The following is a 14,186-nucleotide window of genomic DNA, read 5'->3' as shown; positions in this document are numbered from 1 at the left end:
TAAGGGGCGCCGGGAACCGGAGCCCGCGAGTATCCGTTGATGATCTCGTGGGAACGAGACGGGCTTCGAAGAACGGGTCGAGCGGTTCCGGGGGCGGCGGCGCGAGCGGCGGCGCGACAGGCTCCGGCGGCAAGGACGCGGACCGGCGCGTGGGCCGCCGTGCGCTGCTCATCGGCACGGCGGTCGCCGCCGTCGGTACGGCCGTGGTGGCCCGGGACGAGCTGACGCGCGCCTGGTGGCGGGTGCCCGGGGTCGCGAAGCCGCGCAAGGAGGGCGAGGTCGACTACACGGGCGCGAAGTGGGTCTCGGCGTCCGACGCGAACTGGCGGATGGCGGACCGGCCGGACGACTTCGGCATAGACATGGTGATCATCCATGTCACCCAGGGCAGTTTCGACAGCGCCGTGAAGGTGTTCCAGGACCCCCAGCACGGGGCGGCGGCGCACTACGTCGTCCGCGAGGACGGCCATGTCACACAGATGATCCGCGAGCTGGACGTGGCATACCACGCGGGCAACCGCGACTACAACGAGCGCAGTGTCGGCATCGAGCACGAGGGCTTCGTCGAGAAGCCCGAGGACTTCACCGCCGAGATGTACGAGGCCTCCGCGCGGCTGACGGCCCGGATCTGCGCGCGCTACGACATCCCGCTCGACCGCGAGCACATCCTCGGCCATGTCGAGGTACCGGGCACGGACCACACGGACCCGGGCGAGGGCTGGGACTGGGACCGGTACATGAAGCTGGTGCGCGCGGCGGCGGCGTCCCGGACGTCGACACCCGCCTGACATTCGACGGACGGCACCCCAACATCCTTGGCAGGGACGGGAGTTCGGCACATGCTGTGATCTTGCATGTGCACTTCAACCTCCAGGAAGGGACGTCCGTGCCATCCGCCATTCCCCCCACTCCCCCCGCGCCTCCCGCGCCTCCCGCCCACGGCGGCACCCGCCCGTACCGGCGCACGCGCGGCAGACTCGCCGTCGCGGCGATCGCCACCGCGCTCTTCGGACAGTTACTCACCGGCACCTCCAGCGCCGCCGCCCCGACCGTCCCCACCCCCTTGGCGGGCCCCCTGGAGGCCATCGACTGGGAGCCCTGCGAGTCGCCCTACGGGAAGGGCGTGTTCGAGTGCGGCACGCTCGCGGTCCCCCTGGACCGGCGGCACCCGGACGGCGCGACCGTCGATCTGGCGCTGGTCCGGCACCGGGCCACCGATCCCGACCTGCGGATCGGCCCGCTGCTGCTCAACCCGGGCGGACCCGGCATGTCCGGAGTCGATCTCGCCTTCAGCGCCCCGTCCTCCTTCTCCCCCGAACTGGTCGAACGGTTCGACTTCGTCGGCTTCGACACGCGCGGCACCCACGCCAGCACGCCCGCGTACTGCGACGGCGACCTGACGGCCGCCCGACGCGCGGCGCTCGATCCGCAGGACGAGGCCGGACTCGACGCCCTGCGCGCGGCCAACCGCGCCTTCGCCGACAGCTGCCGCACGCTGTCGGGGCCCCTCGCCGCGCACATGGACTCGGCGAGCGTCGCCCATGACATGGACGCGATACGCGTGGCGCTCGGCGAGCGCCGGATCAGCTATTGGGGCGGCTCGTACGGCACCCTCATCGGCCAGATGTACGCCGAGCTCTTCCCGCGCCGCGTCCGGGCGATGGTGCTGGACTCGAACATGGACCACAGCCTCGACGCGTGGGGCATCCAGAGGACCCGGGCCGAGACCCTGGAGGGCGCGTTCGGCGAGTTCGCCGACTGGTGCGCCCGTACGTCCACCTGCGCGCTGCACGGCCGCGACGTACGCGCCCTCTACGCCTCCCTGCACGACGCCGCGGAAGAGGGCCGGCTGATCTACTACGGCCGCCCCATGAGCGCCTCGACGTTCCGGAGCGTCACCTCCGGGCAGATGAACGACCCGGACACCGGCTGGCCCCTGTTCGCGCAGATCCTGTCCGCCATGAGCACGACCCCCGCGACCCCCGCGACCTCCACACAGACCCCTGTGAGCGCGACGGCCGCCCCGGTGAGCGCGACGGCCGCCCCGGTGAAGTTCGCGTACGACCTGATCCTCTGCCAGGACTACGACCTGGACGTACCGTCGTACGCGGCGATCGACCGGATGGAGCGCCGGCTCGCCGAGATCGCGCCGCTCACCCGGCAGGCCTCGCTGAGCAGGTCGTATCTGGCGAGTTGCCAGAACTGGACGGACACGGTCGCCAATCCGCAGCACCCGCTCCGGGTGCACGGCTCGCCGCCGATCCTGGTGACCAACAGCAGGTACGACGTGGCGACCCCGCACGCGTGGGCCGCGAACGCGGCTCGCCAGATCGGGCGGGAGGCGACACTGCTGACGTACGACGGTGTCGGGCACATCACCTACTGGCGGAGCGCCTGCGTGCGGGCGGCGACCGACACGTATCTGACCACGCTGGAGACCCCGGCGAAGGGCACGCACTGCCCCGCCAACTGGCCGGGCGACAGCGGGCAGCGGCTGGGGGCCGAGGGCGGCGGCCTCGTCGATCCGCTGGCCGGCTCCCGGAGCGTTCTGGAGCCGTAGGGGGCGCGGACAGCCTGTTCACAGGGGTGCGAGGGGGCCGGGACAGCGGTGGCACAGACCGGCGAGAATGTGACGCGCATCACATACGCGTGTTCCCGTGGCCGCCTCGCACCCGCTGGCCGTCCGATACGTCCCGCGCCACGGACTCGACCTGCGACTGCCTCAACTCGCCTTGACGAAAGGCGAGTTGAGGTGCCCCGGGGCTCACGGCGGTCGCACAGCGCGCTCGGTCCGCTCCTCATTTCACCCCAGTGCTTACACAGCCCTTAGTACTGCAACCGCATCTGCGGGTTGTGGCCTCGGCGTTTGTAGTGGGAGCGGCGGGCACGGGCCTGGCTGCGTCGTCGGAAGCGTGACCAGTGCAGATGATGGTCGTTGCTGTGGTGGCGGGGCGTGACGATGATGTGGCCGATCAGTCGGCGGATCTCCGGGACGCTGAGGGGTATGAGGTCTTGCTCGTCGTCCGCTCCGCCCCTTTTGCGGCTTCTGCGGCGCGGACGGCGGTCAGGTAGGCGAGGGCGGCCATGGCCAGGGTGATGTGGCGGTACCAGGCCCGGTAGAGCCTCACCTGGTAGTGGTCCAGGCCGCACTCGCCCTTGGCGGTCTGGAAGCACTCCTCCACCGCCCACCTCGCGGCGGCTACCTTGACCAGGTCTTTCAGCCGGGAGGCCACCGATCCGTAGCAGACGTAGTAGGCGATCTCGGTGGGGTCGCTGATGCTGCGGCGGGCCAGAACCCAGTGCCCGAAGCCGTTCTCCCAGTACGGGCGGATGGCGACGCGGGCCCAGTCGTAGATCCGTTCGCCGTGCGCGCCCTGGCCCCCGGAAACCCGCTTCCACGCTTGCCTGGGCAGGGCGGCGACCAACTGGTCCACCCTGGCGTCGCCGCCGTCCGCCGTGGTCACGGTGTCGTTGACCTTGGTGGCCAGTACGTGCGCGATCCTGCGTTCCTCCAGCCATACCCGCAGGTGCTTGACCTGCCCGTATGCCTCGTCAGCGGTGACCCACGCGAACGGGATGCCTGCGTCGACGGCACGTTGCAGCATCCACTTGCAGTGCTCATTCTTGGTCGCGAAGGGGATCTCGTCGTCGATCCCGGCTGCGCGGCAGCGCTCACGGTCATCCGTCCAGGAAACGGGGATGTAGAGCTCACGGTCGATCAATGCCCGCCCCCTGGCGGAGGCGTAGGCCAGGAAGGTCCCGATCTGGCAGTTCTCCGTGCGGCCGGCGGTACCTGTGTACTGCCGCTGGACTCCGGCGGACTTGGTGCCCTTCTTCAGGAAACCGGTGTCGTCGCAGATCAGGACCGCGTTCTTGGCTCCGATGGTCTCCACGACGAAGTCGCGCACATCGTCGCGGACCGCGTTCTCGTCCCAGTCGGAGTGGTTGAGCAGGCGCTGGACGCCGTCCGGGCGGAGCTGCCCGACCTGCTCGGACAGCGTCCACCCGTTCTTCTTCTCCAGCGGCGCGACGAGTCCGTTCAGGTAGTCCAGCGCCCGCTCGCGGGGCTCCGACCTGCCGAAACGGTGGGCGAACCGGGCATGGAGCCCGGCCACCCCCTCGGACCACGACTCGACCTGCTCAACCGTCAGCGCATCAGCACACAGTCATACCAACGAGACCGCCGACCATCCGTCACGCCAGATGCGGTTGCAGTATTAGGTCAAACATCCCGGCCCATGACGAACAACACGGAGCGCGAGGCCGGTCACCGGAGCAAGGGCAAGGGCAAGGGGATGCACCGCCGCAAGTTCCTCGGCGGGATGGCGGGGGCCGGGCTGGCGGCGGTCGCGGTGGCCGGGACGGCCTTCTCGCTGCCGACCGACGCGAAGGGCGACAAGGCGGGTGCCGCGACCAACACCGCCACGCTGAACATCCCGGACCTGCTGGAGGGCACCACCTCCGACGGGACCACCACGTTCACCCTGACCGCCCAGACCGGCACCCACGAGGTGCTCTGCGGTGTCACCAGCGACACCGCCGGCTACAACGGGTCGTTCCTCGGCCCCACCATGAAGTGGACCACCGGCTCCACGGTCCTGCTGAACATCACCAACGACCTAGACGCCGACACCAGCGTCCACTTCCACGGCGCGCACATCCCGCCCGACATGGACGGCGGTCCGCAGAACGCCTTCGCCGCCGGGGAGACCTGGTCCCCCACCTTCGAGATCCTCGACGAGGCCAAGACGCTCTGGTACCACCCGCACGCGCTCGGCACCACGGCCGAGCAGGTCGCGCACGGGCTGGCCGGTCTGATCATCGCGGAGGACGAGACGGACGCGTCCGCGGCGCTGCCGAGCGAGTACGGCGTCGACGACATCCCGATCGTCCCGCAGTGTCCGGCCACCGACGCCGCGGGCGACATCAAGTACGACCTGAACGGCTATCTCCGCAACACGCTCAGCTTCCCGGTGCTGTGCAACGGCACCAACGTGGACGACACCACGCCCACCTTCACCGCGACCAGGACCCGCACCCGGTTCCGGGTCCTGAACGCCTCACCGTCCGACATCATCACCGTGCAGCGCGGCGACGGCGGCACGCTCACCCAGATCGCCACCGAGCAGGGCTGTCTCACCGAGGCCACCGAGGTGGAGACCATCCGGCCGGTGGCGGGCGGGCGCGCCGAGTTCGTGATGGACCTCAGCGACGCGGTCACGCTCCAGGCCGTCATCACGACCGGCTGGGTCCGGGGCGGCAGCGGTACGTTCGACTTCCTGACCGTCACCCCTGACGCCTCGGACACCCCCGACGACCTGCCGTCCTCGCTCAACACGATCGAGCGGTACGACACTTCGAGCTTCACCGCCCAGGAGATCACGCTCGACCAGGACGGGCTGGAGATGGCGATCAACGGGGCGGTCGGCACCACCATGGACTCCATGGCGACGATCATGACGACGCTCGGCTCCCAGGAGATCTGGACGATCACCGACAACACGATGCGGGAGCACTCGTTCCATCTGCACGACGTGCCGTTCCAGCTGATCGAGATCAACGGCGCCGAGTCGGCCGGCGTGGATCTCGGCTGGTTCGACACCTACGAGGTGGTCGGCGGCGGTTCCATCAAGATCGCCATGGAGTTCACCGACTTCGCGGACGACACGTACATGTACATGCTCCACTGCCATCTCCTCCAGCACGAGGACGAGGGCATGATGGCCGGCCTGATGGTCATGGAGAGCTAGGGCCGGCCCGGCCCGGAGCCCCCAGGACGACGGTGGGGTCGCGTATCCGCGGACTCGGTGACCGCGGCCCCGCCGTCAACTCACCCACCGGGCAGGGTTGTTCAGCTGAGGCCGGCGTTGCGGGCGCGTTCCACCACCGGGCCGATGGCCTTGGCGACCGCCTCGACGTCCGCCTCCGTGGAGGTGTGGCCGAGGGAGAAGCGGAGAGTGCCGCGGGCCAGGTCCGGGTCGATGCCGGTGGCGAGGAGGACATGGCTGGGCTGGGCGACGCCGGCGGTGCAGGCGGAGCCCGTGGAGCACTCGATGCCCTGGGCGTCGAGCAGCAGGAGCAGGGAGTCGCCCTCGCAGCCGGGGAACGTGAAGTGCGCGTTGGCCGGGAGGCGTCCCGCCGGGGACGGGTCACCGCCGAGGACGGCGTCCGGCACCGCCGTACGGACCGCCTCGACGAGCGCGTCGCGCAGGGCGCCGATCTCCCGGGCGAACCACTCGTGCTGCTCGGCGGCGAGCCGGCCCGCGACCGCGAAGGAGGCGACGGCCGGTACGTCGAGGGTGCCGGAGCGGACATGGCGCTCCTGGCCGCCGCCGTGCAGGACGGGTACGGGGCTGTACTCACGGCCCAGCAGCAGCGCGCCGATGCCGTACGGGCCACCGATCTTGTGGCCGGAGACGGTCATCGCGGCGAGTCCGGAGGCGTCGAAGTCGACCGGAACCTGACCGAAGGCCTGCACCGCGTCGGCGTGCAGCGGAACGTCGAACTCCTGCGCCACGTCGGCGAGTTCGCGGACCGGGAGGATCGTGCCGATCTCGTTGTTGGCCCACATCACGGTGGCCAGGGCGACATCGTCGGGGTTGCGGGCGACGGCCTCGCGGAGCGCGTCCGGGTGGACCCTGCCGTACGGGTCGACCGGGAGGTACTCGACGGTGGCGCCCTCGTGTTCGCCGAGCCAGTGGACGGCGTCGAGGACCGCGTGATGCTCGACGGGGCTGGCCAGGACCCGGGTGCGGGCCGGGTCGGCGTCGCGGCGGGACCAGTACAGGCCCTTCACGGCGAGGTTGTCGGCCTCGGTGCCGCCGGAGGTGAGGACCACCTCGCTGGGGCGGGCGCCGAGGGCTTCGGCGAGGGTTTCACGGGCCTCCTCGACGGTGCGCCGCGCTCGGCGGCCGGAGGCGTGCAGCGAGGAGGCGTTGCCGGTGACGCCCAGGTGGGCGGTCAGGGCCTCTGCCGCCTCGGGGAGCATCGGGGTGGTCGCCGCGTGGTCGAGGTAAGCCATGGTGAGCCGATTCTACGGGGCGGGGTTCAGGCGTCCTCGGGGGTACTCCTGGACTTGGCCGACAAGGCACCCGGCGCTGTCGGCTGTGCCCACCCTCCCCCTAGAAACTCCAGGACACCGTGTTCGTGGTCTGCGTCAGGGTGGCCAGGACGACGAGGTCGGCGATGCCCAGGCCCAGGCCCAGGTAGGCGCGGCCTCGGCGGGTGGTGCCTCGCTTGAGGGAGAGCGCCGCGAGAACGATGGCGATGGGGCCGAGGAAGAGGTTGAGGACGAGGAGGCCCAGCAGGCCGAGGATGAAGGAGGCGACGGCCATGCCGTCGGCGTCGCGGCCCCGGCCGCGGGCGGTGGTCGTGGCGGTCTGCTGACGTGCGGCGGTGAGTTGCATGGTCGGTCTGCTCCCAACGGGCGGCGGGGACGGTCAGTCGGTGGTGCGCGTGCGACGGGCGTGACGCTCGCGGTACGCGAAGACCGCGAGCCAGAGGGCGATACCGGCCGCCAGGGCGGACGAGACGGCCAGCGGCACATGGGCGACGGTGCCCAGGACGACACCCAGCAGCAGAAGTGCGGCGACGAGGAACAGCATGGCGGGTTCGCCTCTCGTTGTGGTTACAACTGTTCACTGACTGTCGAGTCTAGCGCGTCGCCCGGCTTTGCGATTACGGAGAACAGTTGTTGACTGCATGGCATGAGTCACACTCTCGGTATCCGGCAGGCCCAGAAACAGCGGACCCGGCAGGCGCTCATGGACGCCGCCCTCGGTCTGCTGGAGGAGCAGAGCCTCAGCAGCCTGGGACTTCGCGAGGTCACCCGGGCCGTGGGCGTCGCCCCCACCGCGTTCTACCGGCACTTCCGGTCGACCGCGGATCTCGGGGTCGCGCTGGTCGAGGAGGTGCTCGGCAGTCTGCACCCCGTGCTGGGGGACCTGATGGCGGCGGTCGGCGACAGCGACGAACTCATCGAGCGGGCCGTCGACCTGATCGCCCGCCATGTCGACGCCTACCCCGCGCACGTCCGGTTCATCGCGCGCGAACGGCACAGCGGGGTCCAGCCGGTGCGGGACGCGATCCAGGGCCAACTGCTCCGGTTCACCGAGGAGGTGCGCGCCGAGCTGGCCAAGCGGCCGGAGACAGACGGGTGGACCGACGACGACCGGCTGATGCTCGCGGGTCTGTACGTCGATCAGATGCTGGTGACCGCCTCGCTGTTCCTGGAGGCCCGCAACGAGCCGGACGAGGAGCGCCTCCGGGTCACCCGGCTGGCGAGCCGCCGGATGCGGCTCATCAGCATCGGCTGCCGCCACTGGCTGGATTGAGCCGGCGCATGGGCAAAAGGGAGGGGCGCGCCCGATCGCCGGGCGCGCCCCTCCCCTTCCGTACGTACGGTCAGCCGTCCTCCTTACGGTCAGCTGCCCTCCGTACGGTCAGCTGCCCTCCGTACGGTCAGCTCTCCTTGGACGCCGACGCCGAGGCCTCCTGGCTCGGCGCTCCGCTCGGCGCCTGGCCGCCCTGCCCCTGCTGACCGCCGCCGGGGCCGCCGCAGCCGCCACCGCCACCGGGGCCGCCGTTCCGACCGCCGCCACCGGGGCCCCCGCTCGGCGCACCTGACGGCTGGCCCGAGGGGGCACCGGACGGCGCGCCCGAGGGGGCCTGGCAGCTCTGCCGGCCGGAGGGAGGCAACCGGGTCCGGGTGCCGAGGGCTGATCGGGACCGTACGGCCCGAGCAGCCGGCCGGGCCCACCCCCTGCACCGAGTACGACGTACGCACGCTGTCAGCCATGTCGTCGGCGGCACGCATCGCATCGTGGTCTGCGGGGAGCGGGGGGACTGCCTCGACGTACGCATGTTCGTCGACGGGGTGCCGGACGACGGCTGGACGACCGCGTACGGGGAGACGCGGAACCGGGCGCTCAGGGCCTGGAAGAGCGATGAGCGGATGGCGGAGCCGGTGCGGGTGCCGTGGGGCGAGGTCCCCGGGCGGGACGCGTTGTCCGCGTACGTCATGGAGATCGTGGCGCACACCTGGGATCTCTCCGAGGGCCTGGGCCGGCCGCTCGCGCTCGATCCGGAGCTGGCCGAGCACTCGCTGACGGCGGCGCGGGCGGCCCTTCCGGACGGGCCTCGCGAGGGGCGCCCCTTCGCACCGGCGGTGGCGGCCCCCGAGGGTGCCGACGCCTACGGCCGGATGGCGGCCTGGCTGGGCCGCAGGCCGCTCACACCGACGGCCTGAGACCTCGGAGCGACGAACCGGGGCGCCGCTCCGGCACCCCGGCGCCTCAGTCCGCCAGCCTGGCGCGGGCCAGCTGGCGGGACTGGGCGACCAGTCGGTCCGCGCTGTCCCAGACCTCGGCGTCCTCCTCCAGGAAGCCGCCGGCGAGGTTGCGGGTGGTGATGGAGACGCGGAGCGGTCCCGGCGCCGGGCGGCACCGGACGTGGACGGTCAGCTCGACCGTCGGGACCCAGCCCTTGAGGCCCATCTCGAAAGCGGTCGGCGGCAGCGCGTCCACCGCGAGGAGCAGCGAGAACGGGTCGGCGTCGCGGCCGTCGGCGAGCCCGAACCAGGAGCGCATCTCCCCCTTGCCGGAGGGCGCGCCGAGCGCCCAGCCGAGGGTGGCGGGGTCGAGCTTCAGGAAGAGCCGGTCGGCGATCGCGGAGCCGCCGGGGACCGGGCCGGGGGCGTCCTGCGGGCCGAAGCACTGCTGGATCGGCGGGATCGCGGGCGGCTTCGCCGTCGTACGGACGTCGTCGGGGAGGGTGTCCAGGTCGCCGTAGGAGGCGAGGACGCGGATCCGTTCGACCTCGCGGCCCTCGTCGTCGTGCTGGAAGAGGGAGGCCTGGCCGGTCGACAGGGTGCGTCCGGTGCGGACGACGTCCGTGCGGACGGTCGCGGGGCCGGGCCGGGAGGCGGTCAGATAGTGCGCGGAGATCGTGAACGGGTCGTCGTGCGGGAGCGCGTCGGCGAGGGCGCGGCCGAGGACGGCCAGGAGATAGCCGCCATTGAGGGCGCCGGTGATGGTCCAGCCCGCGGAGAGGTCGATGTCGTAGACGCCGGGGCCGCGTCGGGTGACGGCGGTGTCGCGGTCGAACTCGCTGTCGCCGACGATCGCCTGGGATGCCTGAGCCATGCCGGTACCGTACAACAAGTTATTACTAAGCGGTAGCTTCGTCCGTCGCGGCGGATCGCCGGTTCCATGCCCGTGGCGCCCGCCAGTGGTAGCGCATCGCCAGCAGCCGCAGCACGAAGGCGGTGAGCGCGGCGGTGGCGGAGGAGAGCGGGGTCAGGGCGTCGAGCTGGATGCACAGGACGACCATCCCGGCGCCGACCATCGCGGGCACGGCGTACAGATCGCGGTCCCAGCGCAGCAGCGAGGGCACCTCGTTGGCGAGGACGTCCCGCAGCACACCGCCGCCGACCGCCGTCGCGAGGCCGAGCGCGGCGGAGGCGGTGAGGCCGAGGCCGTACTCGTGCGCCTTCGTCGTGCCGGCGACACAGAAGAGGCCGAGGCCGGCCGCGTCGAAGACGTTCACACCGGTCTGGATGCGCTCCACGTGCGGGTGCAGGAAGAAGACGAGGAGGGCGGCGAGCAGCGGGGTGAGGAAGTAGCCGAGGTCGGTGAAGGCCGCCGAGGGTACGGCGCCGATGACCAGGTCCCGGAACAGCCCGCCGCCGAGCGCGGTGACCTCGGCGAGGACGGCGATGCCGAAGACGTCGAAGTTCTTGCGGACGGCGAGGAGCGCGCCGGAGATGGCGAAGACGAAGATGCCGATCAGGTCGAGCGGGTATTGAGACACCTGCATATTGTGGCGCAAGAACAAGCCCCCGCCTTGCAATGCAAGGCGGGGGCGCGTTCCTGCTTACTTGTCGTCGGTCTCCGCGACCGGCTCGGTCTTCTCGGCCGTGTCCTTCTCGACCGTGTCCTTCTTCACCGCGTCCTTCTTCACCGCGTCCGGTACCAGTTCCGCCGCCTCCTTCGCGGCCGTCAGCAGGACGACGTCCTGCGGCTGCTGGTCCGCGAAGTTCTCCGGGTGGTGGCAGGCGACCCGCTGCCCCGGCTTCAGCTCGGCGAGGGGCGGCTCGGTGGTCGTGCAGACCTGGGTCGCCTTCCAGCACCGGGTGTGGAAGCGGCAGCCGCTGGGCGGCGCGATCGGCGAGGGCACATCGCCCTTGAGCAGGATGCGCTCGCTCTTGGCGTTGCGGCGCTTCGGGTCCGGGATCGGCACGGCCGAGAGCAGCGCCTTGGTGTACGGGTGCATCGGCGCCGCGTACAGGGAGTCCCGGTCGGCCAGCTCCACGATCTTGCCGAGGTACATCACCGCGATGCGGTCGGAGACATGGCGGACGACGGAGAGGTCGTGCGCGATGATCACATAGGTCAGACCCAGCTCGTCCTGGAGGTCGTCCATCAGGTTGACGACCTGGGCCTGGATGGACACGTCGAGCGCGGAGACCGGCTCGTCCGCGACGACCATCCGGGGCTTCAGGGCGAGCGCGCGGGCGATGCCGACGCGCTGGCGCTGGCCGCCGGAGAACTCGTGCGGGTAGCGGTTGTAGTGCTCGGGGCTGAGGCCCACCAGCTCCAGGAGGCGCTGGACCTCCTTCTTCACCCCGCCCTCGGGCTCGACGCCCTGGAGCTTGAACGGCGCCGAGACGATGGTGCCGATGGTGTGCCGGGGGTTCAGCGAGCCGTACGGGTCCTGGAAGATCATCTGGATGTCACGGCGCAGCGGACGCATACCGGCGGTCTTGAGGTGCGTGATGTCCGTGCCGTCGAACTCGACCTTGCCGCCGGACGGCTCCAGCAGGCGGGTGATGAGCCGGCCCATGGTCGACTTGCCGCAGCCGGACTCGCCGACGACACCGAGGGTCTCGCCCCGGCGCACCTCGAAGTCGATGCCGTCGACGGCCTTGACCGCCCCGACCTGCCGTTGGAGCAGGCCTTTCTTGATGGGGAAGTGCTTGACCAGGCCCTCGACCCTGAGCAGCGGTTTCTCGTCGGCGTCGGCGCGCTGGGCCGGCACGGCGGCCCCGCTCCCGGTCTTGGCCCCGGTCTCAGTCTCACTCACAGCTTCGGCGCAATCTCTTCGGTCCAGATCCGCGTGCGGTCCTCCTGCGACAGGTGGCAGGCGGTGAAGTGCCGGCCGCCGACCTCACGCAGGTCGGGGCGCTCGGTGCGGGTGACGTTGTCCTTGGGGACGTCCGCGTAGGGGCAGCGCGGGTTGAAGGCGCAGCCCGAGGGGACGTTGATGAGGCTCGGCGGCTGGCCCTTGACCGGGATGAGCCGGTCGGTCTGGGCGCGGTCGATACGTGGCATCGAACCGAGCAGACCCCAGGTGTAGGGGTGCTGGGGCTCGTAGAAGATGTCGTCGACCGGGCCGCGCTCCACACAGCGCCCGCCGTACATCACGAGGATGTCGTCGGCGATCTCGGCGACCACGCCGAGGTCGTGCGTGATGATGATGACCGCGGAGCCGAACTCCTTCTGCAGGTCCCGGATCAGGTCGAGGATCTGCGCCTGCACGGTCACGTCGAGCGCGGTGGTCGGCTCGTCGGCGATCAGCAGTTCGGGGTTGTTGACCAGGGCCATGGCGATCATCGCGCGCTGACGCATACCGCCGGAGAACTCGTGCGGGTAGCCGTCGAGGCGCTTGTGGGGTTCGGGGATGCCGACGCGGTCGAGCAGTTCGACGGCACGCTTGCGCGCGACCTTCTTGCTGACGTCGTGGTGGACGCGGTACGCCTCCACGATCTGGCTGCCGACCTTGTAGTACGGGTGCATCGCGGACAGCGGGTCCTGGAAGATCATCGCCATGTCGCGGCCGCGCAGCTGGCGCACCTCGTCGGGGCTCGCCCCGACGAGTTCCTTGCCGTCCAGCCAGATCTCGCCGGACATCCGCACGTTCTTGCCGCGCGCGCCGAGCCGGTGCAGGCCCATGATCGCCAGCGAGGTCACCGACTTGCCGGAGCCGGACTCGCCGACGATGCCGAGGGTCTTGCCCTTCTCCAGCTGGAAGGAGAGACCGTCGACGGACTTGACCAGGCCGTCGTCGGTCGGGAAGTGCACCTTGAGGTCGCGCACTTCGAGGAACGCCTCGGGGGCGTCCCCGGCGCGTGCGGGCTCGCCGACGGCGGCCCCGGTCTTGGACAGTTCGGTCACGAGAGCCTCACCCGCGGGTCGATCGTGGCGTACAACAGGTCCACCACAAGGTTCATGAAGACGACGAAGAACGCCGCGAGCAGGGTCACCCCGAGGATCGGGGGCAGGTCGTTCGTGGTGATCGACTGGACCGCGTACTCGCCGATACCGTGCAGGGAGAACACGGTCTCGGTGATCAGGGCACCGCCGAGGAGCAGACCGACGTCCATGCCGAAGACCGTCACCAGCGGCGTCAGCGCGGCCCGCAGACCGTGCTTGACGACCACGTTGCGCTCCCGCAGTCCCTTGGCCCGCGCGGTGCGGATGTAGTCCTCGTTCATCGTCTCCAGCATGCCCGAGCGGGTGAGCCGGGCGTAGATGGCCGAGTAGAGGAGCGCCAGCGAGCACCAGGGCAGGAAGAGGGTGTTGGCCCACTGCGAGGGGTTCTCGGTGAAGGGGACGTACGTCCTGCCGAAGATCTCCAGCTGGTAGCTGAACAGCAGCAGGGCGAGCTGACCGGTGAAGAACATGGGCAGCGAGACGCCCGCGAGGGCCACGCCCATGGCGGCCCGGTCGAAGATCGAGCCGGGCTTCAGGGCCGAGATGACACCGGCGATGATGCCGCCCAGCAGCCACAGCACGGCGGCACCGGCCGCGAGCGAGATCGTCACGGGGAGCCTGCTGGTGAGCTGCGGCCAGACCTCCAGGTGGTCCTTGAAGGAGTAGCCGAAGCAGGGCGCGTCGCAGCGGACCGTGGTGGGACCGAGGTCGTACGTGGCACCGGAGACGATCCCCTTGAGGAAGTTCCAGTACTGCTCGTAGACCGGCTGGTCCAGGCCGAGGTTCCGCTTGACCGCCGCGATGTCCTCGGGCGTGGGGTTCTTGCCGATGTACTGCTGTGCCAGCTGGTCGACGGACTGCCCGGCGAGCTTCGGCAGGATGAAGAAGATGCCGAAGGTGACCGCGGTGACGACGAGCAGCAGGATCACCGCCGCGATCGTCCGGCGGATGATGTACGAGATCACGAGGACCGGC

The 14,186-nt window shown here is 70.6% G+C and carries 14 protein-coding genes; 5 read left to right on the top strand and 9 right to left on the bottom strand.

The window, feature by feature from the left end:
• The first annotated feature begins 47 nt into the window (after window positions 1-47).
• Window positions 48-788, top strand: coding sequence for an N-acetylmuramoyl-L-alanine amidase (locus F9278_RS34795; RefSeq protein ID WP_152171847.1), 741 nt, complete (start codon window positions 48-50; stop codon window positions 786-788).
• Window positions 789-886: 98 nt separating this feature from the next.
• Window positions 887-2,560, top strand: a complete 1,674-nt coding sequence (locus F9278_RS34790) for an alpha/beta hydrolase (protein ID WP_226967088.1) — start codon at window positions 887-889, stop codon at window positions 2,558-2,560.
• A 412-nt stretch (window positions 2,561-2,972) separates the two neighbouring features.
• On the opposite strand, the gene F9278_RS34785 is transcribed toward F9278_RS34790, so the two are convergent.
• Window positions 2,973-4,151, bottom strand: a complete 1,179-nt coding sequence (locus F9278_RS34785; RefSeq protein ID WP_152166950.1) for an IS701 family transposase — start codon at window positions 4,149-4,151, stop codon at window positions 2,973-2,975.
• Window positions 4,152-4,238: 87 nt separating this feature from the next.
• On the opposite strand from F9278_RS34785, the gene F9278_RS34780 reads away from it, so the two are divergent.
• Window positions 4,239-5,750 (top strand): multicopper oxidase family protein, encoded by a 1,512-nt coding sequence (locus tag F9278_RS34780; protein WP_152171846.1) that lies wholly within the window; start codon window positions 4,239-4,241, stop codon window positions 5,748-5,750.
• A 101-nt stretch (window positions 5,751-5,851) separates the two neighbouring features.
• Here F9278_RS34780 and F9278_RS34775 read toward each other — a convergent pair whose 3' ends face one another.
• From F9278_RS34775 to F9278_RS46445, 3 genes are all read right to left on the bottom strand, one after another.
• The gene (locus F9278_RS34775) at window positions 5,852-7,021 is read right to left on the bottom strand and encodes a cysteine desulfurase family protein (protein WP_152171845.1); all 1,170 of its coding nucleotides are present in this window, start codon (window positions 7,019-7,021) and stop codon (window positions 5,852-5,854) included.
• Window positions 7,022-7,121: 100 nt separating this feature from the next.
• Window positions 7,122-7,406: a DUF4190 domain-containing protein gene (locus F9278_RS34770; protein WP_152171844.1), complete on the bottom strand. Its 285-nt coding sequence runs from the start codon at window positions 7,404-7,406 to the stop codon at window positions 7,122-7,124.
• Window positions 7,407-7,439: 33 nt separating this feature from the next.
• A complete protein-coding gene (locus F9278_RS46445; protein WP_193241768.1) occupies window positions 7,440-7,604 on the bottom strand; it encodes a hypothetical protein in 165 nt (54 codons plus the stop codon).
• Window positions 7,605-7,706: 102 nt separating this feature from the next.
• Between F9278_RS46445 and F9278_RS34765 the strand changes: the two genes are divergently transcribed.
• Both F9278_RS34765 and F9278_RS34755 read left to right on the top strand, forming a co-directional pair.
• Window positions 7,707-8,333, top strand: coding sequence for a TetR family transcriptional regulator (locus F9278_RS34765; protein WP_152171843.1), 627 nt, complete (start codon window positions 7,707-7,709; stop codon window positions 8,331-8,333).
• A gap of 374 nt (window positions 8,334-8,707) precedes the next feature.
• Entirely contained in the window at window positions 8,708-9,247 is a 540-nt protein-coding gene (locus F9278_RS34755) for a TIGR03086 family metal-binding protein (RefSeq protein WP_319023123.1), read from the top strand.
• A 46-nt stretch (window positions 9,248-9,293) separates the two neighbouring features.
• On the opposite strand, the gene F9278_RS34750 is transcribed toward F9278_RS34755, so the two are convergent.
• From F9278_RS34750 to F9278_RS34730, 5 genes are all read right to left on the bottom strand, one after another.
• A complete protein-coding gene (locus tag F9278_RS34750; RefSeq protein ID WP_152171842.1) occupies window positions 9,294-10,142 on the bottom strand; it encodes a thioesterase family protein in 849 nt (282 codons plus the stop codon).
• A gap of 25 nt (window positions 10,143-10,167) precedes the next feature.
• Window positions 10,168-10,809: a trimeric intracellular cation channel family protein gene (locus F9278_RS34745; RefSeq protein ID WP_404818969.1), complete on the bottom strand. Its 642-nt coding sequence runs from the start codon at window positions 10,807-10,809 to the stop codon at window positions 10,168-10,170.
• Between the two features lie 63 nt (window positions 10,810-10,872).
• The gene (locus tag F9278_RS34740; RefSeq protein ID WP_404818968.1) at window positions 10,873-12,081 is read right to left on the bottom strand and encodes an ABC transporter ATP-binding protein; all 1,209 of its coding nucleotides are present in this window, start codon (window positions 12,079-12,081) and stop codon (window positions 10,873-10,875) included.
• Window positions 12,078-13,172, bottom strand: coding sequence for an ABC transporter ATP-binding protein (locus tag F9278_RS34735; protein ID WP_152171840.1), 1,095 nt, complete (start codon window positions 13,170-13,172; stop codon window positions 12,078-12,080). The genes F9278_RS34740 and F9278_RS34735 overlap by 4 nt, the downstream gene beginning before the upstream one ends.
• Window positions 13,169-14,176 carry an ABC transporter permease gene (locus tag F9278_RS34730; protein WP_152171839.1) on the bottom strand — a complete coding sequence of 336 codons (1,008 nt, stop codon included), beginning with the start codon at window positions 14,174-14,176 and terminating at the stop codon, window positions 13,169-13,171. Before F9278_RS34730 ends, F9278_RS34735 begins: the two co-directional genes overlap by 4 nt.
• Between the last annotated feature and the right edge of the window lie 10 nt (window positions 14,177-14,186).

Origin of the sequence: Streptomyces phaeolivaceus, assembly GCF_009184865.1 — a bacterium.
Taxonomy (GTDB): domain Bacteria; phylum Actinomycetota; class Actinomycetes; order Streptomycetales; family Streptomycetaceae; genus Streptomyces; species Streptomyces phaeolivaceus.
This window is presented reverse-complemented; position numbering and strand designations above follow the sequence as displayed.

Coding starts and splice junctions, on each gene's coding strand:
- F9278_RS34750 (WP_152171842.1), bottom strand. CDS start 10,142: ATGGCTCAGGCATCCCAGGCGATCGTCGGCGACAGCGAGTTCGACCGC.
- F9278_RS34775 (WP_152171845.1), bottom strand. CDS start 7,021: ATGGCTTACCTCGACCACGCGGCGACCACCCCGATGCTCCCCGAGGCG.
- F9278_RS34770 (WP_152171844.1), bottom strand. CDS start 7,406: ATGCAACTCACCGCCGCACGTCAGCAGACCGCCACGACCACCGCCCGC.
- F9278_RS34765 (WP_152171843.1), top strand. CDS start 7,707: ATGAGTCACACTCTCGGTATCCGGCAGGCCCAGAAACAGCGGACCCGG.
- F9278_RS34780 (WP_152171846.1), top strand. CDS start 4,239: ATGACGAACAACACGGAGCGCGAGGCCGGTCACCGGAGCAAGGGCAAG.
- F9278_RS46445 (WP_193241768.1), bottom strand. CDS start 7,604: ATGCTGTTCCTCGTCGCCGCACTTCTGCTGCTGGGTGTCGTCCTGGGC.